This window comes from Ensifer adhaerens, assembly GCF_002940685.1.
GTDB classification, from domain to species: Bacteria; Pseudomonadota; Alphaproteobacteria; order Rhizobiales; family Rhizobiaceae; genus Ensifer; species Ensifer adhaerens_E.
Genome location: NZ_PNFP01000011.1, coordinates 202565 through 226201 on the forward strand (window position 1 = coordinate 202565; position 23637 = coordinate 226201).

The following is a 23637-nucleotide window of genomic DNA, read 5'->3' on the forward strand; positions in this document are numbered from 1 at the left end:
GGGTATAGATCGCGTCGCCTGGAAGGCCCCGCGGTGGATCGGCGCGAGACGACGGACAGATGAAGGCAAAAGGTAAGGCAGTACGGTTGGCGGAATGGCTGGCAGGTGGGGTCGCTGGCATTGCGGTCCTGGCCGCCGGTGCGGCGATGGCGCAGGATGCGCCTGCCACGCGGTTGGAAACGATCGAGGCGACCGGCACCAGGGCCGAAGATGATGCGACCGGTCCGGTCGAGGGTTATGTCGCCAAGGCGACCACGACCGGCTCGAAATCCGCAACCGCGATCGCGGAAATCCCGCAGAGCGTTTCCGTCGTCGGGCGCGAGGAGCTTGATGACCGCGGCGTCGTCAACAAGGTCGACGAAGCGCTGCGCTATACGCCGGGTGTGATGGCCGAGCCCTTCGGTGTCGATCCCGATACCGACTGGTTCTACATCCGTGGTTTCGACGCGACGCAGACGGGTGTCTTCCTCGATGGCCTGAACCTCTTTTCCTACGGCTTCGGCGGGTTCCAGATCGATCCCTTCATGCTGGAGCGGGTCGAAGTGCTGAAAGGTCCAGCCTCGGTGCTTTATGGCGGCGCCAATCCGGGCGGCATCGTCAGCCTCATCAGCAAGCGGCCGACGGAAGAGAGCTCCACCTATGTCGAGACCGGTATCAACAACAACGGCAATGCCTTCCTCGGCATTGACGTCAACCGGCCGCTGGACGATGCGATCAACTACCGCGTCACCGGCAAGGTATCCGGCGGCAACAATTACACCGATCATTCGGAGGATCTGCGTGGCTTCATCCTGCCGCAGATCACCTATCAGCCCGACGATTCGACCAGCCTGACTGTCTACGGGTTGCTGCAGGGCCTCGATCAGGTCCATACCGGCGGCGGTTTCCTGCCCTATGAAGGCTCGGTCGTCGATGCGTCCTTCGGCAAGATCGATCGCAAGGCCTTCTTCGGCGAACCCGACATCGATACCGGCACCTATGTCCAGCAGATGCTCGGCTACGAATTCAAACACGAGTTCGACAGCGGTTGGCAGTTCAGCCAGAACCTGCGCTACGGCCACCTCTACAAGCATGAGAACGGCCCTTATACCTACGGCTATTACGATCCGAGCCTTCCCTTCCCGGTTTCGACCAAGCCAGCAACTTCGGACAACAAGCTCTATCGCCTCGGCTTCGAGGCGACGTCGAAGGTGGATACCTTCGCCGTGGACAACCGCGTTGAAGGTGAGTTCGAGACGGGAGCGCTCGAGCATAGCCTGCTCGTTGGTCTCGACTACAAGTTCTTCCGGCTGGACCACGTCCAGGCGTCGTCGGCAGGAACGCCTATCAGCGCCACCGATCCGGTCTATGGCGCTCCGCAACCCGCCAACGCCATCTACATCAACCAGGTGATCACGCAGCAGCAGATCGGCGTCTACGCGCAGGACCAGATCCGCTTCGGCGACGGCTGGCTCGCAACGCTCAACGGCCGCTACGACTATGTCGATACCGGGACCGACAACGGGCCGACCTTCTGGGCGCCGACCCAGAATTCGAGCTTCGACTATAGCGAGGGTGCGCTTAGCGGTCGCGCCGGGCTTGCCTATGAGTTCGACAACGGCCTGACACCCTATCTCAGCGTCGCGACCTTCTTCAATCCGGTCGTGGCGGTGACGGCAACCGGCAACACCAAGCCGGAGGAGGGCGAGCAGTTCGAGGCCGGGATCAAGTACGAACCAACCTTCTTCGATGGCGTGTTGACGGCGTCCATCTACCAACTGACCAAACGCAACGCGCTCGTCACCGATCCATGGACGAGCCTCTCCACCCAGACGGGCGAAGTGCGGTCCCGCGGCATAGAGTTCGAGGGTAAGGTCAATCTCAACGAGAGCTGGAAGCTGATCGCGGGCCTCGATTTCATGGATATCGAGGTGACCGAGGACGCAGACCGGGCGCTTATCGGCAAGTCACCCTATCTCGTGCCCGACGCGCAGGCCTCGCTGTGGGTCGATTATACCGTGCAGCAGGGGGCGCTCGAAGGCGTCAGCCTTGGCGCCGGCGTGCGCTACCGCGGCGAAAGCTGGGCGGATAAGGAGAACACGGCGAAAGTACCGGCATCGACGGTCTTCGACGCCGCCTTGCGCTACGAAAAGGACGGCTGGGGCGCTGCCCTCAACGTCACCAACCTGTTCGACAAGGAATACGTCAGCGGCTGCAGCGGCCTGCTCGTCTGCGGATATGGCGACGCGCGCACGGTCACGCTCAAGCTCAGCAAGACCTGGTGAGACCGTTCGGCTGATCGATGTCGGTCGCACTGGCCGCCTCGACCGGCCAAAAAGCAAACATGCGCTCGACCCGTGCCGGGAAGCGCCCTGTTTTTAACCCGGAGTGCCGCCATCGCGCGCCAAGGGCGCGGACGACTGAGAGCTCTCGAAACGGGTAGTGGCCTTTAAATGGAGAGGCCTGCCGCCTTTTCAAGGGCGGGAGCCTCCCTTAGAGCGAATTACTTCGCGCCGATCGCGGCAAGGCCGGCGTTTGCGCAGTTTGCGTCAACGTCGCCCGACGGCGCGCCGCCGACACCGATGCCGCCGACGAGCGCCTTGCCGAACTTGATCGGCACGCCGCCGGCCTGGATCACCATGCGTGCGTCCATGTCGCGAAGGCCTTCGTTGGCGGGCTTCGACGCGATGAACTCGCCGAGGCCGGCCGTGTCACGGCCCATGGCGGCCGAGGTGAAGGCCTTGCCCTGTGCGCTGTTGCCGGTGTGCGGGCCGGAATTGTCGGCCTTCAACACCACCTTGGTCGAACCGTCACGTGCAACGACCGCGACGCTGACATTGTGGCCTTCGGCGGCGCATGCCTTCAGCGCAGCGTCAGCAGCCTTCACGGCCATCTCGAGCGGCAGGTAAGCGGCGGTCGGAAGCTCCTGCGCGGTGGCGGCGACGGGAGCGAGAAGAGCTGCTGCAAGCACGATATTGCGGATCATCAATCGGTTCCTTTCCTGTTGATATGGAAAGGTTATTGCGGTTCGCCGCCCGCCGGTATTCGTAGCTCTTCCGTCACCATCCGTAGTTCTACGGAGTTTGCGTTCCTTCGAGCCAGATGCGGGTCATCTCCGCCTGCGAGGTGCTGCCAAGCTTGGCGCCGATCGCCGCACGATGGCTTTCCACCGTTCGCGGCGACAGGCCGAGCCCTTCGGCGATCTGGCGGGTGGTAAAACCTGCGGCGATGCGATCGAGGACCTCGCGCTCGCGCTGCGTGAGCGCTGCCAGGAGGGCAAGCGTTTCCGCTTTTTCCGCCCGCGCCTGCATCGCGCGAACCAGCATTTCCTGCCCCTTGTGGATCGCGTCGATCAGATCCTGCTCGTCGATGGGTTTCGAGAGAAAGTCTATGGCGCCGTTGCGGAAGGCGCGCCGGCAGGCCTCGATATCGCCGTGGCCGGAGATGACGATCGTCGGCCAGTCCACCCCGCTTTCGCGGAGCTTTTCCTGCAGCTTCAGTCCGGAGATGGCCGGCATGCGGATGTCGAGGATAAGGCAGCCTGGCTCAAGGCGCGACAACTGCCCGAGAAACGCCTGCGGATCGGCGAAGGGGATGACCTTGATGCCGACCGTCGAGAGCAGCAGGCCAAGCGCGCGGCGAACCGCATCGTCATCGTCGACGAGATAGACGGGAACGGTCATGCTGTCTCTTCCTGTCGGGCTCGCGCCTTGGGCAAGGTCACCCGGAAAGTGGCGCCGCCATCGCCGGCCACCAATGCGATCTCACCGCCGGCGCGTTCCACCAGGCGTTGGCTGAGGGCCAGGCCAAGCCCCGTGCCGCCAGCCCGTGTCGTCATGAACGGGGTAAAAAGGCGAGGGCGCAAGGTTTCGGGAATGCCCGGACCGTTGTCCACGACATCGAAGACCACCGAGGCATCCTCTTCCTTCAAGGTCACGGCCACGTGGGGGCTTTCGCCTCCGTGCTCGTCGAGTGCTTCCATCGCATTGCGCACCAGATTGAAGGCGACCTGTTCGATTTCGACCGGGTCGCCAACAACCGACACAGGCGTTTCCGGAAGGTGAAATTCAAGCTGGATGCGCCGCGACAGGGCGTCCTGCTCCAGCAACGCCTCGACATTGCCGAGCGCTCGGCGGAGGTCAAAGGCGCTGGAAGGCGTCGCGTGCGGCTGCGACCAGTTGCGGAACCGTTCCAGAATGCCGGAGGCCCGGCGCGCCTGGCTTACGGTGTCGTCGAGAACGGAGGCGAGTGCGGCATGGTTCCCTTGGTTGAGCAGGCGGCGCCCGGCCTGCGCCTGGGCGAGGATCGCGGTCAGGGGCTGGGTCAATTCGTGGGCCATACCGCTCGCCATCTCTCCGAGCGCATTGACGCGCGAGGCGTGTGTGAGCCGTGAATCGAGCGCGCTCAGCCGCGCCTGCTGCTCTGCCGTGCGGGTCCGCGCCCGTTGGCGCAAGGCCGCCAGCCCCGCGAGATAGGCAAACGTGAGGGCAACGAATGTCAGGCCGGTCTGCACCGGCGGAAACATATCCGAGAGACCGATATCCATACCGGTTTCCAGCAACAGCGGTTGCGACACGCTGCTGAGCGGTCTGGAAAAGCGGATGGCATCGGGCAGTGCAGTCGGCTGAAGCAGGTTGTGTCCGTCCGGCAGCGAAAGCCGGACGGCTGTGCTCGACCGCGTCCAGAACGGCCCGCCGTCGCCGATCAGCTTGCCGGCGTCGATGGCGAGCATCAGCCCATAACGAGCCTCGTCGGTATTGGGGCTGCGCTTGACCATCATGTAATGGTCGGGGCGCTGCGGATGGGGCAGAAGCGCGATCCGGCCATCGGAGGCCTTGGCCGCCGCGCGAATGCTCTCGGCTGTCGCTGCATCGAGCACCGCTGTCCCGATCGTCTCCGCTCCTGGCTCCAGGGGGACGAGTTGGACTTCGTCGATGCGGGGATAGAAGCGGGTAATCGTGCGCGCGACATCGAGGAAGAGGTCGTGGCGACGCCCTTCGGAGGCAACCGCTACGGCCGATAGCGCGGTCAGATGGGCATCGTGCTGATCGGCGCGCTGGGAGGCCAGCCCATGGAGTACGGTGCTTTCCTGCTCCAGTTCGGCAACCAGGGTCTGTCGCTCACGGGTGCCGAGGGCCGCTGCCCCGACAAGCAGGAGAAGGCACCAGAGGGCAACAAGGTATAAGGGCCGCTCAAGAAACGGACGGTGGTTCGGTAGCATTGATCATTCTTGTCATTTGCAGGCTTGCTTGCACAGCTTTCTATCGTGCTGTTGTCCGGGCCGGTAGCGCGCGACGCGCCAGCCGGGAAAATACGATCCTGACAACGGAAAATCCAGAGCGCCCGGCGCAGAATGCCCGAGTGCGGTCGACGGGCGCTGACAGCGATTTCAGTCTGGCTTGCGCGCGACCACGAGTTTCGCCTTGAGGATCTGGACTACTTCGTTGTGCTGGTTGATCGTCTGGCTGACGACGACGGCGATGCCGCGGTCGGGTTTCGAGCGGGACGGAATGATCTCGATCACCTCGCTTTCGACATGCAGGGTATCGCCGGGCCGGGTTGGGGCCGGCCAATTGATGTCTCCGCCGGCGCCGATGAGGCCGCCGAAAAAGGGGAGGCCGGTCTCCACGTTCAGCCGCATCGTGATCGCCGCCGTGTGCCACCCGCTTGCAGCCAGACCCTTGAAGAGCGTGTCCCTGGCGGCGGCCTCGTCCAGATGAAACGGCTGCGGGTCGAACTGCGCGGCGAAAGCCTTGATCTGCTGCTCGTCGATCGTGTGCGTCGCGCTGGCAAAGCGCTGTCCGACGTGAAGATCCTCCAGGTAGAGACGATCCGGTCTGGAACCTTGCATGGGCCTTCCTCCTTCCATCGTGCCGTCGTGTTAGTGGGCGCCACCTGCACCCGCACCGCCAAGCTGGATCTTTCGGGTGAAGAGCAGCGCGATGGCGGCGAGCGCCAAGACGATGCCGATCACCGCGAAGGTATCGCTGAAACCCAGGATAAGCGCCTGCCGGCGGACTGTAGCACCGATCGCGGCAATCGCCTTGTGCTGTGCTACGGCGGCATCGGTGACGCCATGTGCCATGAAATGCCGCGTCAGGTCGCCGATCCGGTCGCGGACCTCGTCGCGATAGACGGTTACGGACTGACCGATGATGTTCGAGTGAAACTGCTCACGCTTGGTCAGGACAGTCGAAAGGGTTGCCGTGCCGACGGCACCGCCAAGGTTGCGCAGCATGTTCGACAGGCCCGAGGCGGCGGCTGCGTCGCTTGGGGCAATGCCCGCGGTGGTGATCACCGTGATCGGCGTCAGCACCAGCGCCTGGCCGATCGCACGGACGATATTCGGAACGAAGAACTGGTCGCCGGCGCTGTCGAGCGACAGCGTCGTGTTCATGAAACAGCTGGCCGCGAAGATGCTGATGCCGACGAAACCGATGTAGCGCACGTCGAACCGCTTCATCAGCGCCGGCACGAGCGGGATGATGAGGAGCTGGGGCAAGCCCGTCCAGGCGAGCACGAGGCCGATCTGCTCGGCATTGTAGCGCTGCACCTGCCCGAGATACTGGGGAAGGATGTAGACCGTGCCGAACAGTGCCACGCCGACCAGCACGTTGACGAGAACGCCGACCCCGAAATTGCGCTGCTTGAGCAGGCGCAGCTGTACGAGCGGCTTTTCGACCTTGAGCTCGATGATGACGAAGGCGATCAGGAAGGCCGCCGCCGTCAGGGCAAGCTTGACGATGAATGGCGACTGGAACCAGTCGTCCTTGTTGCCTTCCTCAAGAACGGTCTGCAGTGCCGAAAGGCCGATGGCCATGGTGACGATGCCGGCCCAATCGCCCTCCTTGAGCAAGGACAATTGCATCGGCTTCTTCTCGAGGGTGAAATAGAGCGCGACCACCATCACCAGGCTCGGCGGAGCGTTGACGAAGAAGATCGACTGCCAGCCGTAATTCTCGGTGAGATAGCCGCCGATCGTCGGGCCGATGGCCGGGGCGAAGGTGACCGAGAGCGCAAACAGGGCCAGCCCGAGGGGTTGCTGTGCCTTGGGCAACCGGGTCAGCACCATGGTGAAGGCCATCGGAATGAGCACGCCGCCGGCAAAGCCCTGCAGGCTGCGCAAGGCGATCATCGAGCCGAGATCATGGGCAAAGGCACAGGCTGCCGAAAACAGGGGAAAAAGGATGGCGTTCGCCAGCATGTAGCGCCGGAACGAGAAGACGCGGCTCAAATAGTCCGTGAGCGGGATCACGACGATCTCGCCGATGAGGTAGGAAGTCGAAATCCAGGCGCCGTTGTCGACGCCCGTGCCGATGCCGCCTTCGATATCGAGCAGCGAGGCGTTGGTGATCTGAATGTTGAGGATCGCCATGAAGGCGCCGATCAGGCCGGCAAGCACGGCGATCCAGGCCGTCGAGCTCGCCTTGTCGGGGGAGGTCGCTGCGGGCTTCGGCACGCCGGGCGAAACCATGGGTATCGTGGTGGTGGTGGACATTGCATCCTCCTGCCAGCCCTTGGGGCCGGGACCGGCGTTTGAGCGCCCTCAATTTGTGCTTACCGACACGGCGGCCACCGCTGTTCCTGCGGTCCTGGTGTCGATCGTCGGGTAGACGGACATGCCTGGACGCAACACCACGTCCAGCGGACTGTTGCGGTCGAGCACGATTTTTACGGGGATACGCTGCACCACCTTGGTGAAGTTGCCCGTCGCGTTGTCGGGCGGCAGGAGCGCAAATTCCTGGCCACTTGCCGGCGATATGCTGTCGACATGGCCCTCGAAAACCTGACCAGGGAACATGTCCACTTCGATCGCCACCGTCTGCCCGGGAACCACATCGGCGAGCTGTGTTTCCTTGTAGTTGGCGACGATATAGGCCGCATGTGTCGGCACGACTGCCATGAGCTGCGTTCCGGCCTGCACGTACTGGCCGACGCGCAAGGTGCGGTTGCCGATCACGCCTTCAATCGGTGCTGCGAGCGCGGTGTAGGAGAGGTTGAGTTCGGCCTGGTGTTCGGCCGCCCTGGCGCTGTCGAGCGCGGCCTTCGCCTGTGCAACTTCGGCCTTGATCACATCGAGTTGCTTGACCGCGCTTGCGAGCGCGGCTGTGTCGCGGGTTACTGCCGCGCGCGCCGCGGCGATCCGCGAGGCAGCCTGCTGTGCGTTCTGCAAGGTGCCGAAGCCTTGTCTTGCGAGTTCCGAATAGCGTTTGTCGTCCTGCTCGGCGAAGGTCTGGTCGGCCTTGTCGGCCTCGACCGTCGCCTTTGCCGAATCGATCACGGATTGCTGCGCCACGAGAGCCGACCGCTTGTTCGCGATGTTGGCTTCGGCGGCTTCGACGCCGGCCCGCGCCTGTTCGAGGCTCACCTTGAAATCGCGGTCGTCGATGCGGGCGAGAACCTGTCCTGCCTTGACTGGTTGGTTGTCGGCGACCAGCACCGCGGCGATATGGCCCGAGATCTTCGGGGCGATCGTCGTACTGTCCGCCTTCACATAGGCGTCGTCGGTCGACACCTCGAAGCGGCCCGTCGTCCAGTAGGCCCAGCCGAAGTCGGCCGCGCCGGCGACGGCGGCGATGGCAACGGACGCAAAAAGCAGATTGCGAAGCCAGCGCCTGTGGGCGCCCTGCGGGTTTGTGGCCACCGCGCTCGGGATGACGGGCAGCGTCCGCTGCGCGTCCATGCCGGGCACGGCCTCCATCGTTTCCACGGGCTTGGCATTTTCGATGCTGAAGGACTGCTGGCTCATTTTCCGGTTCCTTTCACCGGTGTGGCGCGCGTCGAAGCGAATGTGCGGACCAATAAGGAAACTAATTCGTTTCCAAAATATTCGTGCCTCCGACCCCTGTCAAACGAATTAGGAAAGTTTGAGTATTCCATATTCCGGAGTGTCACTCAGGTAACATGATTGCAATTGTCATGTTTTGAAACTATGAGGCGATCGGCATCGAGGGCGCCCGCCCATTCTTCAAGCGGCCGAGCATGAACCAGGAACACTACGATGATTGGCTTTCTCTATACGCTGCACAGCGCAAGCCGCTCGTCGACTACGCCACCAAGCTGACGGGCCTGCGCGACGTGGCAGAAGATCTGGTGCAGGAAGCCTTTGCCATCTGCTTGTCGAAAAATGACCGCAACTACACGATCACCAAGGCGTTTCTCTACACCGTGGTGCGCAATCTCGTGCGCAATCGCCACCGGCACATGGCGGTGCGCAAGGCCGGGCATCCGGACGACGTTCCCTGGTGGGCGAGGCATCAATGGATTGCCACGCCGGAGGCGCAGGTGATCATTCTTGATCGCGCCAGGCTGGCCGCGCGCGCCATCGAAGACCTGCCGCCGCGGACGCGGGAGGTGGTCGAGCTCTACCGGTTCGACGGTCTCACGCTTCAGCAGACCGCTGCACAGCTCGGCATGTCCGTTGCAACGGCGCACCGGCTGCTGAAGGAAGGAATGGCGAGCCTGTGGGACCAACTGGATTTTAGTACATAGAACAGCCCGATACACTGCAGCGACGACATGTCGATGCATTTCCAACCAAGCTTCGATGCAACGGGCACTTGCAGCCGCCCTCAACAATCAGGTCCGGACGATCGACCGATGATGCGCAGGAAGACAGAAGACGATGCCGGCGGCCTCAAGGATGAGGCAATCGAATGGATGATCCGGCTCAACGAGTCACCGGAAACGCCGGCGCTGAAGAGGGAACTGGACGCGTGGCGCGGTCAATCGCCCGCGCATGCCGCCGCCTGGGAGAAGGCCTGTCTCCTGTGGGTCGCGATGGGGGAGGCGCCGGCGTTTTCCGAACCGGCTGAGGTCGAGGCTGCTCCCGCCGCAGGGCGCGCGCCGCGTGGCCGCAGGTGGCCGGTTCGCGCGTTCGCGAGCGCGGCTGCCGTGTTCTGCCTTCTCGTTATGCTCGGCCCTGCGATGCTGTTGCGCATGGAGGCCGACTACCGCACGGGCACGGCCGAAATCAGGGAGGTCAATTTGCCGGATGGCAGTCGCGTGACGCTCGGACCCGACAGCGCCATCGCCTCGGACTTTGCGCCCGGAACGCGCGAGCTGCGGTTGCTCGCAGGAGAGATCTTTCTGGACGTTGCCCATGACGGCTCCAGGCCCTTTCGCGTGACCTCGCGCGACCTCGGCGTGCAGGTGCTCGGAACGGCTTTCAACGTTCGCGTCGACGGCGAGGGCACCGAGATCGGCCTCGAACGGGGCTCGGTGCGCGCCAGCGGCGCGGTTGCCGGCCACGCGGTTGACGAGACGCTTGCACCGGGCGATCTCCTTGCGGTCGACCGCCAGACAGGCGAAACGCGACGACAGGAAGCTGCGCTGGATGCGATCGGCGCCTGGCGCACGAAGCGCCTTGTCGTGACGGACGCGACGATCGGCTCGGTCGTTGAACAGATCGGCCGCTACCACCCGGCCCTTATCGTGATTGCCGACCCGAGGTTCGCGGGCCTGCGGGTGACGGGGATCTTCAATCTGACCGATCCGGACAAGGCGCTGGTCGCGCTCGTCGCACCGCACGGGGGCAAGGTTCGGCAGATCTCGCCCTATGCCCGCGTGATCACCGGCTTCTAAGAAACCTTCTTTTAATAATCAAGTTTTTTTCCCGTTCAGGTCGAATTCACGAAAAAAATCGTCTCGGCAGGTGTTCCACTTCCGAAGGCGCGTCGTTCGAGCGCTTCCTACGGGAGAGAACTTGCAAATGGCATTCGAGGTATTTCACAGCAAGAGAGCAAGCGGGCGCGAAGGAGGGAGGAGCGCCCTCCTCCTTGCCTCCACCGCGATAGCCCTGGCTATCGCCGTTGCTCCTGAAGCGCTCGCACAATCCGGGTCTGCGGCTTCAGCATCGGTTGCACAGAACGACATTCGGAGTTTCGACATTCCCTCCCAAGCGCTCCAAGGCGCGCTCGCACTCTTCAATCTCCAATCCGGCGTACAGGTCTCCCACGCCGCCGGAGCCATCCCGGCGGGGATCAGGGCGAACGCGGTTTCCGGTCGCATGACCTCTTCCGAAGCCTTGGCGCGGCTGTTGAGCGGAACCGGCGTCAGCCATCGCTTTATCGCTACCGATGCGGTTGTGATCGGCACGGCCCAGTCTTCCGCCGTCCCCGCTGCCGATGGCGCAACCATGCTCGATCCCATCGTGGCAACAGGGACGCCGAAGGGCGGAAAGTCGACCTATTCGACCCCAAGCGAATACTACGTCGTCGATGCCGAAATGCTCGAACGCGTGCCGGTCACCAGCCCGGGCGACATACTCAAAGGTGTTCCGGGCGTGCTCGCGAGCAACAACCGCTCCTCGACGGCCATCGAGCCGATGATCCGCGGCACGCAAGGGGCGGGCCGTGTCGCCCTTATCGTCGACGGCGTCGAAAACTCCTCGCACACCTATAAGGGCTACGCCGGCAATGCGCAGAATTTCTACATCGATCCCGATTTCATCAGCGGCTACACGGTCGACAAGGCGTCGTCACGCACCGGCAGCGCAGCGATCGGCGGCACCATCGAGATGCGTACGGTCGAGGCCGATGACCTGATCTTCGGCGACAAGAACTGGGGCGTGCGCACCCAGGTGGGGCTCGGCAGCAACGCCGACGACGGCAGCCGCTACGATGTTTGCACGCAGGCGGCGCACCAACCGCCGCATTGCCTGCGGCCGCAAGCGTTCAAGTTCGACCCGGCCTTGCGCAAGGGCATTCCGGACCACGACTATTCGGCAAGCACGGCCCTCGGGTGGCGCCCCAACGATATCCTGTCCTTCGTCCTTGCCTATTCGCATCGCGAGGCCGGAAACTACAGCGCCGGCAGCACCGGCTCGCTGATGCGAAAGTACTCCATACCCGGCTGGCCCGAACTGCCCGTCGAGCCGATCACGTCCTATGATCCCGGCGACGAGGTCTTCGGTACCTACAAGGAAAGCGACAACTACCTGTTCAAGGCCAGGGCCGAGTTGGAAGACGGCCATGAACTGTCCTTTGTGTTCAGCCGCATGGACATCTGGAACGGCAGCATCCGCAGCGCCGGAACGATTGCCGGTGGTTTCGATCCCTATTATCACCCCGCAACCACCAAGCAGAACAACATCGGCTTCGAGCATCGCTGGAATCCGGAAGAGGGCGGTCTGATCGACCTGCGCACCAAGGTCTGGACCGGCAAGGTCGAGGAGCACCGTTTCGCGACCGGTCTGTCCCGCGAAACCAAAAATCACGGCTTTACGATTTCGAACACCAGCCATTTCACGTTGGCTGACCTCGACGCACAATTGGATGTCGGGGTTCATGGTGCCCGCGAGGACCTCAAGGGCGAGCGCGGCCCGTTTCTGGGTGGCTTCAGTGGCGACTGGCAGTTTGCGGAGGGCCGGATGGACCGCCTTGCCGCGTTTTCGACGCTCGGCGTGGACCTGACGTCGTGGCTGCGGGTCGAAGGCGGCCTGCGCAACGATCGCTCGCACTTCAGCCGCGAACTGCCGAAGCCGCTGCCGATGAACGACAGCGGCGTTGCCGAGGCACGCTATTCCGCAACGACGGGCCATCTGCGTGCAGCGTTCGATCTGCCCTGGGAAGGCGCTGCCGGCTACATGGGATACAGCGAGGGGTGGCGGTCTCCCTCGATGCGCGAAATCGGGCTGATGAACTCCAATCCGGATGGCTCCGCCATTCGCCCCGAGCGCAAGCGCTCCCTTGAGTTCGGCGCCAGCTACGCCGGCAACGACGTCTTTCGCAATGGCGATTTCCTCGGAGCAAAGCTCGGTTACTTCGACAACCGCTACACCGATTACATCACCGGCAACGGCTTCATGCCGGGCTATGCCAACATGCCGAGCCTGACGCACCGCGGACTGGAACTGTCGCTGCGTTACGATGCGACCCGGTTCTATGCGGAGTACGGCCTGACGCATTATCTGGAGGCAAAGATCTGCGGCATGCCGCAACTTCCCTCTCTCAACGACAGCGTCGGCTGCGGTGGCGGTTATGGTGCGCTCGGAGATCTCATCGGTGTCCATGCGGTCCCGAAGAACCTGCACAATCTGACCCTCGGCGCGCGCTTCCTCGACGAGGCGCTCGACGTCGGCATGCGGGTCACGCACGCGACCGACACGGCTTTCGAACTCGAGTCCATCGGCGGCGCCAACGTCGACAATTTTGCGCCGCCCTTCACCACGGTCGACCTCTACGCGAAGCACAAGATCAATGATTGGGTGCAATTGGCGATGAGCGTCGAAAACCTGACGGACCGCTTCTATCTGGATGCGGCAACCGGGGCGGCGAATGCCGTTCCGGCGCCGGGGCGCACGTTCCGCGTGAACCTCACGACCCGGTTCTGAAACTGCCGCAGGCCGGGTTCGCTAAAGCTCGGCCTGCCGGATCTCGCTTGCAAGAAATTCGGTGAAGACCTTGACCTTCGGCAACAGCAGACGGTTGGTGGGATAGACCGCGTAGATGCCGCGCTCGGCGAGCTTGTGGCCGGGCAGGATCTGGCGAAGCTTGCCGTCGGCAAGCAATGGTTTGGCGATGAAGGAGGGTAGCACGCCAATGCCGATGCCCGCCTGGATCATCTCGCTCAGCATCAGGCTGTTGTCGGCAACGAAGCGCGCGGGCAGGTCGATCACGGCGGTGCCATCCGGCCCCTCCAGCCGCCAGCTGCCGGGCTGGTCGGCCAGGCGGTAGGTCAGGCAGTGGTGGCCCTTGAGATCGGCAACCGTCTCGGGCGTGCCGTTGTCTGCCAGATAGGCCGGGGCGGCGCAGATGATCTGCCCGATATCGCCGAGCCGCCGGGCAATCAGCGACGAATCCGTGAGCGCGGCGCGCACGCGGATGGAAACGTCGAAGCCCTCCGAAACGACGTCCAGCACGTGGTCGTCGAGCGTCATGTCGACCTTCAATTGCGGATGCAGCGACATGAAGCGCGCGAGCATGGGCGCAAGCACGGTCAGCCCGAAGGACAGGGGCGCGTTGAGCCGGAGCCGGCCGTTGATCTCGCCGGCTTCGCCCGAGGTGGTGCGTTCCAGATTGTCGAGCTCGTCGAGAAGCCTGCAGCATTCGGAAAAGTAGGCGCGTCCGTTTTCCGACAGGCTCATGCGCCGGGTCGTGCGCACGATGAGGACGGCACCGAGGCGCTCTTCCAGTTGCCGAATCTGCTTGCTGATCGAGGCGTTCGATTGTCCGAGTTCCTCGGCCGCCTTGCTGAAGCTTTGGAGCTCGATGACGCGCCGGAAGGAACGCATGGCAGCCAGCAGATCCATATTTTCTCCAGAGTGAATTATGTTTTCCGGATATCGCTGATTATTCGCGCAAACGCCAGCAATAAGGTGAGCCCAGCTTCCTGATGTCGATGGAAGACCAGAAGAAGGAGTTCATCATGTTCAAAACAGCAGCTCTCGAGCGTGCCCTGGTCGTGTCTCTTGTGGCGGGCCTGTTCGGTAGCACCGCCTTCGCACAGGAGGTCGGCAAGAGCCCATGGGGACCGAAGGACGAGATCGGGCGCCTCAACCTGATCACGCCCGAATCACGGGCTGCCATTCTGTCGCGGATCGAAGGGAGCAAGTCCTACGATCTCGCAGTCGAGTACTTCATCGGCATGCCCAGCTGGGAGGCGGCCGGAGATCCGCCCTACCAGATGTGGATGACGCACACGCCGCAGGGCACCGTGGTTTCCGACCCGATGAAGGTCGGCAAGGAAATGAACGCCCATGTCAGCTATTCGGGCTCGGCCGTTTCGATGTACGCGCACATGGGAACGCATATCGATGCGCTCAATCATTTCGGCCTGAACGGCAAGATCTGGAATGGCTATGCGGCGGCCGACCACCTTGGGGACCAGGGCTGGAATGTGACCGGGGCGGAGAAGCTGCCACCGATCGTTGCGCGCGGCGTGATGATCGACGTCGCGGCCGCCAAAGGCATGCAGATGCTTCCCGACAACTATCGGATCACCCGCAAGGATCTCGAGGAAGCGCTGAAAATCCAGGGCGTGACGCTGGCGCAGGGCGATGTGGCCCTGATCCGCACCGGGCGCATGCAGAACTACGAGGACAAGTCCGCCTACATGAGCAACCCTCCGGGCCTCGGCATCGATGCGGCGAAGTTCCTGGTCGAAGAGGGCGGCGCCATGGTGGTGGGCGCCGATAACCTGAGCTTCGAGGCCTTCCCGGCTGAGACCGAGAACAACTACATCCCGGTTCACACCTATCTGCTCGCGCAACAGGGTGCGCCGATCATCGAACTCATCAATCTTGAACAACTGTCCAGGGACCGGGTCTACGAGTTTGCCTTCGTCGGCGCGTCCCTGAAGTTCCGCGGTGCGGACGCAGCGCCGATCCGGCCGGTGGCGTTCCCGCTGCGATAGGATGGCGACGGAGTCCGTCCGCTGCAGTCGATGGCTCCAGATGCCGCAGGATCCTCCTGCGGCATCTTTGCCGTTGCGAATGCCGGGTAGCCAATCGAATGGATTGCACGAAAATCGTTGACATTGCACGAATGTGCACGATATTGCCGCCACAACGGCTGCGATCCACCCTGGACGCCTGGCCATGGAGGGCACGATGAGCATTGCGCACCGCATCCGGGTCGAGGATGTCACCATCCTCGCGGACGACTGGTACGTCCTGAAGAAGACCACATTTTCCTTCCGGCGCGGCGACGGAAGCTGGCAACGGCAGTCGCGGGAGACCTACGATCGCGGCAACGGTGCGACGATCCTGCTCTACGATCCCATCCGGCGCACGGTGATCCTGACCCGCCAGTTCCGCTACCCGGCCTTCGTCAACGGCCATGACGACCTCCTCATCGAGGCGCCGGCGGGGCTGCTCGACAATGCCGAACCGGAGGCCCGAATCCGGGCGGAAACGGAGGAGGAAACCGGTTTTCGGGTGCGCGACGTGCGGCAGGTGTTCGACGCCTTCATGAGCCCCGGCTCGGTGACGGAGCGCCTGCATTTCTTCGTCGGCGAATACCAGCCCGGCGACCGGACCTCGCCAGGCGGCGGTAACGAAGATGAAGGGGAGGATATTTCAGTCCTCGAAATTGGCATCGACGAGGCGCTTGCCATGATCGGCTCCGGCGCCATCCGTGATGGCAAGACGATCATGCTGTTGCAATACGCCGCCTTGAACCTGTTCTCCAACCGGATACTGGGAGACGCCTTTGCAGATTGAGCCTGCAACGCCTGTCGGCATTGGCATCGAGCGTCCATGGCGCGCCCCTCCACCTGCTCTCGAACCCGTGCTGCAATGTCAGCCCGTGACCGCACCTTCGCTGGCCGGGCGCACCAGGGCCGCATATTTTGCCAGCACGCCCCGCCGATAGCGCGGCTCCGGCTGCCGCCACTTTGCCCGCCGTCGCTCGATTTCGTCTTCCGGCAGATCAAGCTGCAGGAGCCGCTTTCCCGCGTCGATGGTGATCTGGTCACCTTCCTCGACGAGCGCGATGGTCCCGCCTTCGAAAGCTTCCGGAGAGACGTGACCGACGACCATGCCCCATGTGCCGCCGGAAAACCGCCCGTCGGTGACGAGGCCGACGCTCTCTCCGAGACCGCGCCCGATGATCGCTGATGTCGGGGCGAGCATTTCCGGCATGCCCGGTCCGCCCTTGGGGCCGAGATAACGAAGGACGAGGATGTCACCGGGCCTTATGCTGTCGGAGAGAATGGCGTCCATGGCGGACTGCTCGTCCTCAAACACCCGCGCCGGGCCGGTCATGACAGTGCGCTTGAGCCCACTGATCTTCGCGACAGCCCCGCCTTCGGCGAGATTGCCCTTGAGGATTGCGAGATGCCCCTCGCGATAAAGCGGTGCGCTGAGCGGTCGGATGACATCCTGCTCAGCGTGCGGCCCATCCGGCACCTGCGAGAGTTCTTCCCCGAGGGGCCGGCCGGTTATCGTAAGACAATCACCGTGCAGCAGGCCCGCGTTCAACAACAGTTTCAGGACCTGCGGCACGCCGCCGGCCTTGTGGAGGTCAACGGCCATGTAGCGGCCGGATGGCTTGAGGTCGCAGATCACCGGAACCCGGCGACGCACGCGCTCGAAATCCTCCAACGTCCAGTCGATCTCCGCCGCATGTGCGATCGCCAGGTAGTGCAGCACGGCATTGGTAGAGCCACCCGTCGCCATGACCAGTGCCACTGCATTTTCAATCGACTGCCGCGTGACGATGTCACGCGGCCTGATGCCCTTCTTCACGGCATCCACCAGGACGCGTGCCGACTCGATGGTGCTGTCGATCTTCTCCCGGTCGGGATTGGCCATGTTCGACGAGTAAAGCAGGGACATGCCGAGCGCTTCGAACGAGGAACTCATCGTGTTGGCCGTGTACATGCCGCCGCAGGATCCGGTCGTGGGACAGGCATTGCGTTCTATGCCTTCGAAATCCTCCGTGCTCATCTGCCCTGCCATGTAGGCGCCAACCGCTTCGAATGCCGAAACGACCGAGAGGCTCTGGCCCTTCCAGAGACCGGGCTTTATCGTGCCCCCATAGACATAGATGGCCGGAACATTGGCGCGCAGTATGCCGATCATGCCGCCCGGCATGTTCTTGTCGCAGCCGCCGAGCACCAGAACGCCATCCATCCATTGGCCCTGCACGGTAGTCTCGACGCAGTCGGCAATCACCTCACGCGAGACGAGGGAATATTTCATGCCCTCCGTTCCCATCGACATGCCATCCGAAATCGTCGGCGTGCCGAATATCTGTGGGTTGGCTCCGGCAGCCTTGATCGCGGCTACGGCGGCGTCCGCGAGCGGCTGCAGCCCGGCATTGCAGGGGGTGATCGTCGAGTGGCCATTGGCAACGCCGATCATCGGCTTGTCGAAGTCGGCCTTCTCGTATCCGAGTGCATAGTACATCGCCCGGTTCGGCGAACGGGCGATGCCTTCGGTGATCTGTTTGGAGCGTTGGTTGTGCATCATGGCCTCCCGAAATCGAGACCACCCTACTGGCGTGTGAAAGAGTTGTGAAATATATTTCTAACGCCAAATTAGGTCGACAGACATATCAATGAACATGGACCTGAGACAGATTCGCCAATTCGTAGCCGTTGCCGAGGAACTTCATTTCGGCCGCGCCGCCGAACGCCTCAACATGACGCAACCGCCGCTCAGTCAAGCGATCCGGGCTCTGGAAAGAGAACTCGGATTGCGGCTTTTTGATCGGACCAAACGCCAGGTGATGCTGACGATCCTCGGCGAACAGTGGCTTGCGCATGCCCGGCGCGTTCTGGCCGAGGCGACGGCTCTGCCTGATATCGCGAGAAAGCTTGCGCGCGGCGAAATGGGGCTTTTGCGCCTGTCCTTCGTCAGTACCGTCGACTATAGCCTGCTGCCAGCCGTCGTCAGCCGCTTTCGGGCTGCCTATCCAAACGTCGAGCTCTCTCTGCGTGAAGCAACAAGCGACCTGCAGATCGATGCGCTGCTGAGGAGCGAAGTCGATGTCGGCATCGTCATCGCGCCCCCATCCAGTTCGCTGAGCCAAACCCTGACCTATCGTCCGATCCTTCGTGAACCGCTGGTTGCCGCGGTTCCGTCATCCTGGATCGTCGAAAGGCGCGACGGCTTTAGCGACGGGATGCTCGAGCCCGCCGCGTTCTTCGCGGCGCCACTCATCCTCTTTCCACGGCGGTCCGCTCCGATCTTTCACGACCTCGTTTCAGGCTATTTCGCCGAGCATCGCGCGGCCTTCTGCGTCTTCCAGGAGGCTATACAGATGCAGACGATCATCGGACTGGTTGCCTCCGGAATGGGTGTCGCATTGGTTCCGCACTCCATGACCCGGCTGCAGCGAGAAGGGGTGACCTATCTGCCGCTTTCCGGGCGCGTCCCAACAGTGGAAACGGGCTTGCTTTGGCGCACCAATGAGCGGAACCCGGCATGCGCAAACTTTCTCGCCGTTGCCGGCGAGTTTCATCAGCCTGCGCAAGCGCTGTAACCGACAGGCGCGAAATCAGCGAGGATCTTGCGACCGACGCAATTCAAAAATGCTGGGCGATCGCAGTTCCCTGTCGGCTCGCTATTTTGCTTCCGCGCCGGTTTCTGCGGATATCCATGCCGCTCCGATCTGACCGTGGTGGAAGCCATTGGAAAACGGCTTGTTTGGGTAGATGCCGGCAAGTGCCGCCTGTGCCTCACGCGGCGAGCGCGTCCCGGCAATGATATCATCGAAGAGGAGGGCCACCGCTGCCATGTCGCAATCCTGTGGAGACAACCGGATGCGGGACACGCCCGCCGCCGCAAGTTCCGGCAGCTCCTGGATGAGCGCCTGGCAGGTGTGCGACATCGTCTGCACGCCGTTGAGCGCCAGGAAGGGTTGTCGATCGAGCGTCTCGACGGTCAGGCCGTCAGGGTCTTCGCGGCAGATGAACTGGCAATTGTCCTTGATCAGTCCCTTGGAGCGGGCATGGGCGCAGCGCGCCGAAATGGCCAGTGGCACGCGGCCGAAGGCAAAGACCTCGAAACCGACGCCGGGGTTCTCGGTCACGATTCCGCGCACCGATGCCATCGGCAGTTCCGGCGGCAGACAGATGCTCGTCGCTCCTCTTGATGCCAACAGCCTTGCCGTGGCGCCGTTGTAGACATTGACCAGTGGTCCGACGGAATGCGGTCTGCCGGCGAGCAGATGCAACGCGGAAAGGTCATTGGCCTCGATCGGATGGCAACTGTCGCGCACCAGCCCGCGCACGAGCTGGCTTTCGCGTTCAAGCGTCACCAGCGCCAGCGAAGTGAGGCTCACCTGCTTGCCGGCATTCTCCAGCCGTTCGATGACCTCTGCGACATGCGGCTCGATGAAATGCAGCCGCTTCGAACAGACGGCTTCGCCGATCGTGACATGGCCGATCGGCGCCTCGTCGGCGATGCGGAAGTAGAAGTCGCGCCATTTGGGGCCATCCCAGAGATAATAGACCGGGCCGAGGCTCAAGGCGGGTTTGGATGGGTTCATAGAAGTGGTCATGGGCCGATTACCTCCACCGCTTTTCATAGGCGCCCGTCGTCGTCTTCTGGCCTTCGCTGAGCGCCTTCAGTCGCGATACCAGCGCGGGTCGCTCGGCGGCGCCCGCGGTCAAGGCCCGCCGCATGACCGAGACGACCTCGGCGACATACGCCTTGCCGCGCTGCCGGCCCTCGATCTTCAGCGCGCTGACGCCGGCTGCACGCAGCGCTTCGATATGGTCCATCACGTCGAGCGAAACCGGATCCTCGAAGGCGTAGCCGCGCTCCTCGGCAATGTCGAAGCGCCCCTTGCAGAGCGTCGGATAGCCGGCGGCCTCGCCGGCGGGGAAGCGGTTGATGGTGTAATCGCCGAGCTCGGACACAAGTTCGCGCCCGTCCTGCCGATAGCGCACATGGCTTGCGGGTGAGCAGACACCGTTCATGTTGGGCGACTTGCCGGTGGCGTAGGAGGAGAGCGAACAGCGCCCCTCGGCCATGACGCAGAGACCGCCGAAGGCGAAAACCTCGATCTCGCAATCGATCTGCTTGGCGAGGCGGGCAATGTCGGCAATCGTCAGCGTGCGCGGCAGCACGACACGTTTTGCCGCGAAGGTCTCGACGAGGAAGCGCACGGCATCGGCATTGGAGGCGGAAGCCTGCACGGAAACATGCAGCCGCTGCTGCGGATGACGTTCGACCGCATAGGCCATCAATCCGAAGTCGGCGAGGATAACGGCGTCGGCGCCGAGCGCGACGGCATCGTCCACGGCCTGGTGCCAGAGCTGCTCCTGGCCGGCGCGCATGAAGGTATTGATCGCGACGAAGGTCATCACCTTGCGCCCCCTGGCATAGGCAATGGCTGTGCGGAGTTCGTCGCGGGAGAAGTTCAGCCCAGGAAAATTGCGAGCGTTGGTCTCGTCGCGAAAGCCGCAATAGACCGCGTCGGCGCCGGCATCGACGGCTTCGCGAAAGGCGGCCGGCGTGCCGGCGGGGCAGATCAGTTCCATCGGGGAGCCTCCTCCTTGGAGACGCGGGCAAGCGCGCGTTCGCGGATCTGCTCCGCGGCGCGGCGCACGAGCGGTGCGAGCGGACCGCTCATGTCAGCGAGATCGCGGGGTAGATCGATTTCGCAATCGTCGAGGGCGTTGCGCAGCGCCAGCATCGCCTCCATGTCGCCGCTGACCGTGAGATCGCGCGAGAAGAAGACGGCGTCGCCGTCGATGCGACCTTCGAGCAGCGCCAGAAGCAGCACGAGTTCGCCCTCCATCAAGGCGTCCGAAGCCGGCGCGCTCGCCTTGCGATGCACGGAGATGCGTGGCACGGCCGGCTCGACGAGAAAGCCGATCGGCAGGTCCGACGGCAGGAAGGCGTAGCGCTTGGCGGCGTGGTCCGCGAGGCGATCGAAGAGACCAGGGTGGGTCTCGATCACACGGGCAAAGACCCGTCGCACCACGGTTTCGATGGCGATGATGGGAACGAAGCTGAGGGGGGCGGTGATCGCGAGCGGAAGGGGCATTTGCTACCTGTTGAGCGACGGAATCGGACGATGCGCCGCATGCTAGTCGGCCGTCGCGGGCGGTTGTTTGCGCCACGTCAAAGACAACGGCCATTCGCCGCCACACACAGGCTCCATGAACAGGACCTTCCGCCCGTCCAAGGGCTTTGCAACGCTTCAGGATTTTGTCGAAACGCTCGAGCGCGACGGCGACCTGAAGCGCATATCGCGCCCGGTTTCGCTGATGCACGAGGTGACCGAGATCCACCGTCGCGTGCTTACGGCCGACGGGCCGGCGCTGCTCTTCGAACGGCCGGTCGATGCCACAGGTGCCGAACAGCCGATGCCGCTTCTGACCAATCTCTTCGGGTCGGAACGCCGGATCGAGCGCAGTTTTGGCCTTGTGCCGGGCGGGCTCGACGCGCTTGCCGGTGAACTGGCTGACTTGCGCGATCCGAGAGCGCCGCAGTCGCTGCGCGATGCCTGGGATCGGCTGCCGCTGCTGAGGTCGGCAATGTACATGCGGCCGCGCAAGGTGACGCGCGCGCTTTGCCAGGAGATCGTTTGGCGCGGCCAGGAAGTCGACCTCGGACGCCTGCCGGTTCAGTGGTGCTGGCCGGGCGAACCGGCGCCGCTCATCACGTGGCCGCTGGTAATCACCCGTGCGCCGGATGATCCGCTGGATGTCAATGTCGGCATCTACCGCATGCAGGTCCTGGGTCCCGATCGTGCCATCGTCAGGTGGCTTGCCCACCGCGGCGGCGCCCGCCACCATCGTCTGTGGCAACGCAAGGGCGAGGATATGCCGATCGCGGTCGTTATCGGCGCTGATCCGGCAACGATCCTTGCCGCAGTCATGCCGTTGCCCGACGGGTTGAGCGAACTGAATTTCTCTGGCCTGCTCCGGCGTGGCAGGACGCAGCTCGTCAACGCCAAGACCGTGCCGCTTTCGGTCCCGGCCAATGCCGAGATCGTGCTGGAAGGCACCGTCTCAGCGTTGGAAACGGCGGAGGAGGGGCCCTACGGAGATCATACCGGCTACTACAATTCGGTGGAGCGGTTCCCGGTCATGCACCTGTCGGCCATCACCATGCGCCGCAATCCGCTCTATCTCTCGACCTATACCGGCCGGCCGCCGGACGAGCCCTCGCGGCTCGGAGAGGCGATGAACAGGCTGTTCGTGCCGCTCGTTCGCAAGCAGTTTCCGGAGATAACCGACCTCTTTCTGCCGCCTGAAGCCTGCTCTTACAGGGCGATGGTCGTCTCGATCGACAAGCGTTACCCGGGTCAGGCCAAGCGCGTGATGATGGGGCTCTGGTCGATGCTGCCGCAGTTCAGCTACACCAAGCTGATCATCGCCGTCGATCCGGATATCGACGTGCGCAACTGGCCCGACGTGATGTGGGCGCTTGCGACCCGCTTCGATGCCGGCCGCGATGTGACCGTGATCGAGGGCACGCCGATCGACTATCTCGACTTCGCCTCGCCGCGCGCGGGCCTCGGCGGCAAGCTCGGGCTCGACGCCACCAACAAGATCGGCAGCGAAACCGTTCGCGAATGGGGGCGGGTGCTGGAAATGTCAGGGGAGGTTGTCGGTCGGATCGATGCGATCTGGGCCGGTCTCGGGCTCGGGGGGCTGACACCATGACCCCGGCGAAGGTCGTCCTTGGCGTTACCGGCGCGTCGGGCGCTGCGATCGCCGTGCGCATTGCCGAACGCCTTGCCGCAATCGAAAGTGTCGAACTGCATCTCGTCCTGTCGCCGGCGGCGCACCGCACGCTCGCGCACGAGGTGGGTGCAGACGCGCTTCCATCCCTGTTACGTCTGGCCGCGCGGGCCTATGACCATGCCGATATCGGCGCGACGATCGCGAGCGGGTCGTTTTCGACGGCTGGCATGATCGTGGCGCCGTGCTCGATGCGCACGCTCGCCGCGATCTCTGCCGGCATGGCCGACAATCTCGTGGTTCGCGCGGCCGACGTGCATCTCAAGGAGCGGCGTCGATTGGTGCTGATGGCACGTGAGACGCCACTGCATCTCGGACACCTGCGCAATATGTGCGCCGTCACCGAAATGGGGGCGATCATCATGCCGCCGGTACCGGCCTTCTACCATCGCCCGGACACCGTCGCGGCCATCGTCGACCATCTGGCGGCCCGGGCGATCGACCTCCTGGCGCTGCCGATTGCACCGCTGGCAAGGGCCTGGCAGGGCGAAGAGCAGAAATCACCGTGAT

The 23637-nt window shown here is 63.4% G+C and carries 21 protein-coding genes; 10 read left to right on the forward strand and 11 right to left on the reverse strand.

The annotated features are described in order from the left end of the window. Window positions 1-59: 59 nt before the first annotated feature. The gene (locus C1A35_RS21810) at window positions 60-2264 is read left to right on the forward strand and encodes a TonB-dependent siderophore receptor (RefSeq protein WP_104666345.1); all 2205 of its coding nucleotides are present in this window, start codon (window positions 60-62) and stop codon (window positions 2262-2264) included. A gap of 218 nt (window positions 2265-2482) precedes the next feature. Here the strand turns inward: C1A35_RS21810 and C1A35_RS21815 are convergent, their stop codons facing one another. The 3 genes from C1A35_RS21815 to C1A35_RS21825 all read right to left on the reverse strand — a co-directional run bounded on the left by C1A35_RS21815 (window position 2483) and on the right by C1A35_RS21825 (window position 4858). Further along, entirely contained in the window at window positions 2483-2965 is a 483-nt protein-coding gene (locus tag C1A35_RS21815) for a GlcG/HbpS family heme-binding protein (protein WP_104666346.1), read from the reverse strand. An 88-nt stretch (window positions 2966-3053) separates the two neighbouring features. Then, window positions 3054-3662: a response regulator transcription factor gene (locus C1A35_RS21820; protein ID WP_104666347.1), complete on the reverse strand. Its 609-nt coding sequence runs from the start codon at window positions 3660-3662 to the stop codon at window positions 3054-3056. After that, complete coding sequence (locus tag C1A35_RS21825; RefSeq protein WP_234822940.1) at window positions 3659-4858, reverse strand: sensor histidine kinase; 1200 nt, start codon at window positions 4856-4858, stop codon at window positions 3659-3661. The genes C1A35_RS21820 and C1A35_RS21825 overlap by 4 nt, the downstream gene beginning before the upstream one ends. 153 nt (window positions 4859-5011) lie before the next feature. Between C1A35_RS21825 and C1A35_RS36765 the strand changes: the two genes are divergently transcribed. Next, window positions 5012-5164 (forward strand): hypothetical protein, encoded by a 153-nt coding sequence (locus tag C1A35_RS36765; RefSeq protein ID WP_234822941.1) that lies wholly within the window; start codon window positions 5012-5014, stop codon window positions 5162-5164. Between the two features lie 204 nt (window positions 5165-5368). Here the strand turns inward: C1A35_RS36765 and C1A35_RS21830 are convergent, their stop codons facing one another. The 3 genes from C1A35_RS21830 to C1A35_RS21840 all read right to left on the reverse strand — a co-directional run bounded on the left by C1A35_RS21830 (window position 5369) and on the right by C1A35_RS21840 (window position 8728). Continuing rightward, window positions 5369-5830: a MaoC family dehydratase gene (locus tag C1A35_RS21830; protein ID WP_104666349.1), complete on the reverse strand. Its 462-nt coding sequence runs from the start codon at window positions 5828-5830 to the stop codon at window positions 5369-5371. 30 nt (window positions 5831-5860) lie between these two features. Next, complete coding sequence (locus C1A35_RS21835; RefSeq protein ID WP_104666350.1) at window positions 5861-7453, reverse strand: DHA2 family efflux MFS transporter permease subunit; 1593 nt, start codon at window positions 7451-7453, stop codon at window positions 5861-5863. A gap of 72 nt (window positions 7454-7525) precedes the next feature. Continuing rightward, a complete protein-coding gene (locus tag C1A35_RS21840) occupies window positions 7526-8728 on the reverse strand; it encodes an HlyD family secretion protein (protein WP_104666351.1) in 1203 nt (400 codons plus the stop codon). A 233-nt stretch (window positions 8729-8961) separates the two neighbouring features. On the opposite strand from C1A35_RS21840, the gene C1A35_RS21845 reads away from it, so the two are divergent. The 3 genes from C1A35_RS21845 (at window position 8962) to C1A35_RS21855 (ending at window position 13312) form a co-directional block, all read left to right on the forward strand. Further along, the gene (locus C1A35_RS21845) at window positions 8962-9471 is read left to right on the forward strand and encodes an RNA polymerase sigma factor (protein WP_104666352.1); all 510 of its coding nucleotides are present in this window, start codon (window positions 8962-8964) and stop codon (window positions 9469-9471) included. 108 nt (window positions 9472-9579) lie between these two features. Next, a complete protein-coding gene (locus C1A35_RS21850) occupies window positions 9580-10563 on the forward strand; it encodes a FecR family protein (RefSeq protein ID WP_158665123.1) in 984 nt (327 codons plus the stop codon). Between the two features lie 424 nt (window positions 10564-10987). Further along, window positions 10988-13312: a TonB-dependent receptor domain-containing protein gene (locus C1A35_RS21855; RefSeq protein ID WP_158665124.1), complete on the forward strand. Its 2325-nt coding sequence runs from the start codon at window positions 10988-10990 to the stop codon at window positions 13310-13312. 21 nt (window positions 13313-13333) lie between these two features. Here C1A35_RS21855 and C1A35_RS21860 read toward each other — a convergent pair whose 3' ends face one another. Further along, complete coding sequence (locus tag C1A35_RS21860) at window positions 13334-14230, reverse strand: LysR family transcriptional regulator (RefSeq protein WP_104666355.1); 897 nt, start codon at window positions 14228-14230, stop codon at window positions 13334-13336. 116 nt (window positions 14231-14346) lie between these two features. On the opposite strand from C1A35_RS21860, the gene C1A35_RS21865 reads away from it, so the two are divergent. Together C1A35_RS21865 and C1A35_RS21870 are read left to right on the forward strand one after the other, a co-directional pair. Beyond that, the gene (locus C1A35_RS21865; protein WP_104666453.1) at window positions 14347-15333 is read left to right on the forward strand and encodes a cyclase family protein; all 987 of its coding nucleotides are present in this window, start codon (window positions 14347-14349) and stop codon (window positions 15331-15333) included. Window positions 15334-15529: 196 nt separating this feature from the next. Next, on the forward strand, window positions 15530-16141 hold the full coding sequence (locus C1A35_RS21870; RefSeq protein ID WP_104666356.1) for an NUDIX domain-containing protein: 612 nt from the start codon (window positions 15530-15532) through the stop codon (window positions 16139-16141). Window positions 16142-16219: 78 nt separating this feature from the next. Here C1A35_RS21870 and ilvD read toward each other — a convergent pair whose 3' ends face one another. Further along, a complete protein-coding gene (gene ilvD, locus C1A35_RS21875; protein WP_104666357.1) occupies window positions 16220-17893 on the reverse strand; it encodes a dihydroxy-acid dehydratase in 1674 nt (557 codons plus the stop codon). A 94-nt stretch (window positions 17894-17987) separates the two neighbouring features. Between ilvD and C1A35_RS21880 the strand changes: the two genes are divergently transcribed. Then, window positions 17988-18908: a LysR substrate-binding domain-containing protein gene (locus C1A35_RS21880; RefSeq protein WP_104666454.1), complete on the forward strand. Its 921-nt coding sequence runs from the start codon at window positions 17988-17990 to the stop codon at window positions 18906-18908. A gap of 81 nt (window positions 18909-18989) precedes the next feature. Here C1A35_RS21880 and ubiV read toward each other — a convergent pair whose 3' ends face one another. Genes ubiV through ubiT form a run of 3 tightly spaced genes read right to left on the reverse strand, consistent with a single transcriptional unit; the run spans window position 18990 to window position 21422 of the window. Then, complete coding sequence (gene ubiV / locus C1A35_RS21885; protein ID WP_440271552.1) at window positions 18990-19916, reverse strand: ubiquinone anaerobic biosynthesis protein UbiV; 927 nt, start codon at window positions 19914-19916, stop codon at window positions 18990-18992. 19 nt (window positions 19917-19935) lie between these two features. Continuing rightward, entirely contained in the window at window positions 19936-20913 is a 978-nt protein-coding gene (ubiU, locus tag C1A35_RS21890) for a ubiquinone anaerobic biosynthesis protein UbiU (RefSeq protein WP_104666359.1), read from the reverse strand. Beyond that, window positions 20904-21422 carry a ubiquinone anaerobic biosynthesis accessory factor UbiT gene (gene ubiT, locus C1A35_RS21895; protein WP_104666360.1) on the reverse strand — a complete coding sequence of 173 codons (519 nt, stop codon included), beginning with the start codon at window positions 21420-21422 and terminating at the stop codon, window positions 20904-20906. Before ubiT ends, ubiU begins: the two co-directional genes overlap by 10 nt. A gap of 115 nt (window positions 21423-21537) precedes the next feature. Between ubiT and C1A35_RS21900 the strand changes: the two genes are divergently transcribed. Both C1A35_RS21900 and C1A35_RS21905 read left to right on the forward strand, forming a co-directional pair. Next, window positions 21538-23049: a UbiD family decarboxylase gene (locus C1A35_RS21900; RefSeq protein ID WP_104666361.1), complete on the forward strand. Its 1512-nt coding sequence runs from the start codon at window positions 21538-21540 to the stop codon at window positions 23047-23049. Further along, the gene (locus tag C1A35_RS21905) at window positions 23046-23636 is read left to right on the forward strand and encodes a UbiX family flavin prenyltransferase (RefSeq protein ID WP_104666362.1); all 591 of its coding nucleotides are present in this window, start codon (window positions 23046-23048) and stop codon (window positions 23634-23636) included. Before C1A35_RS21900 ends, C1A35_RS21905 begins: the two co-directional genes overlap by 4 nt. Window position 23637: the final 1 nt, after the last annotated feature.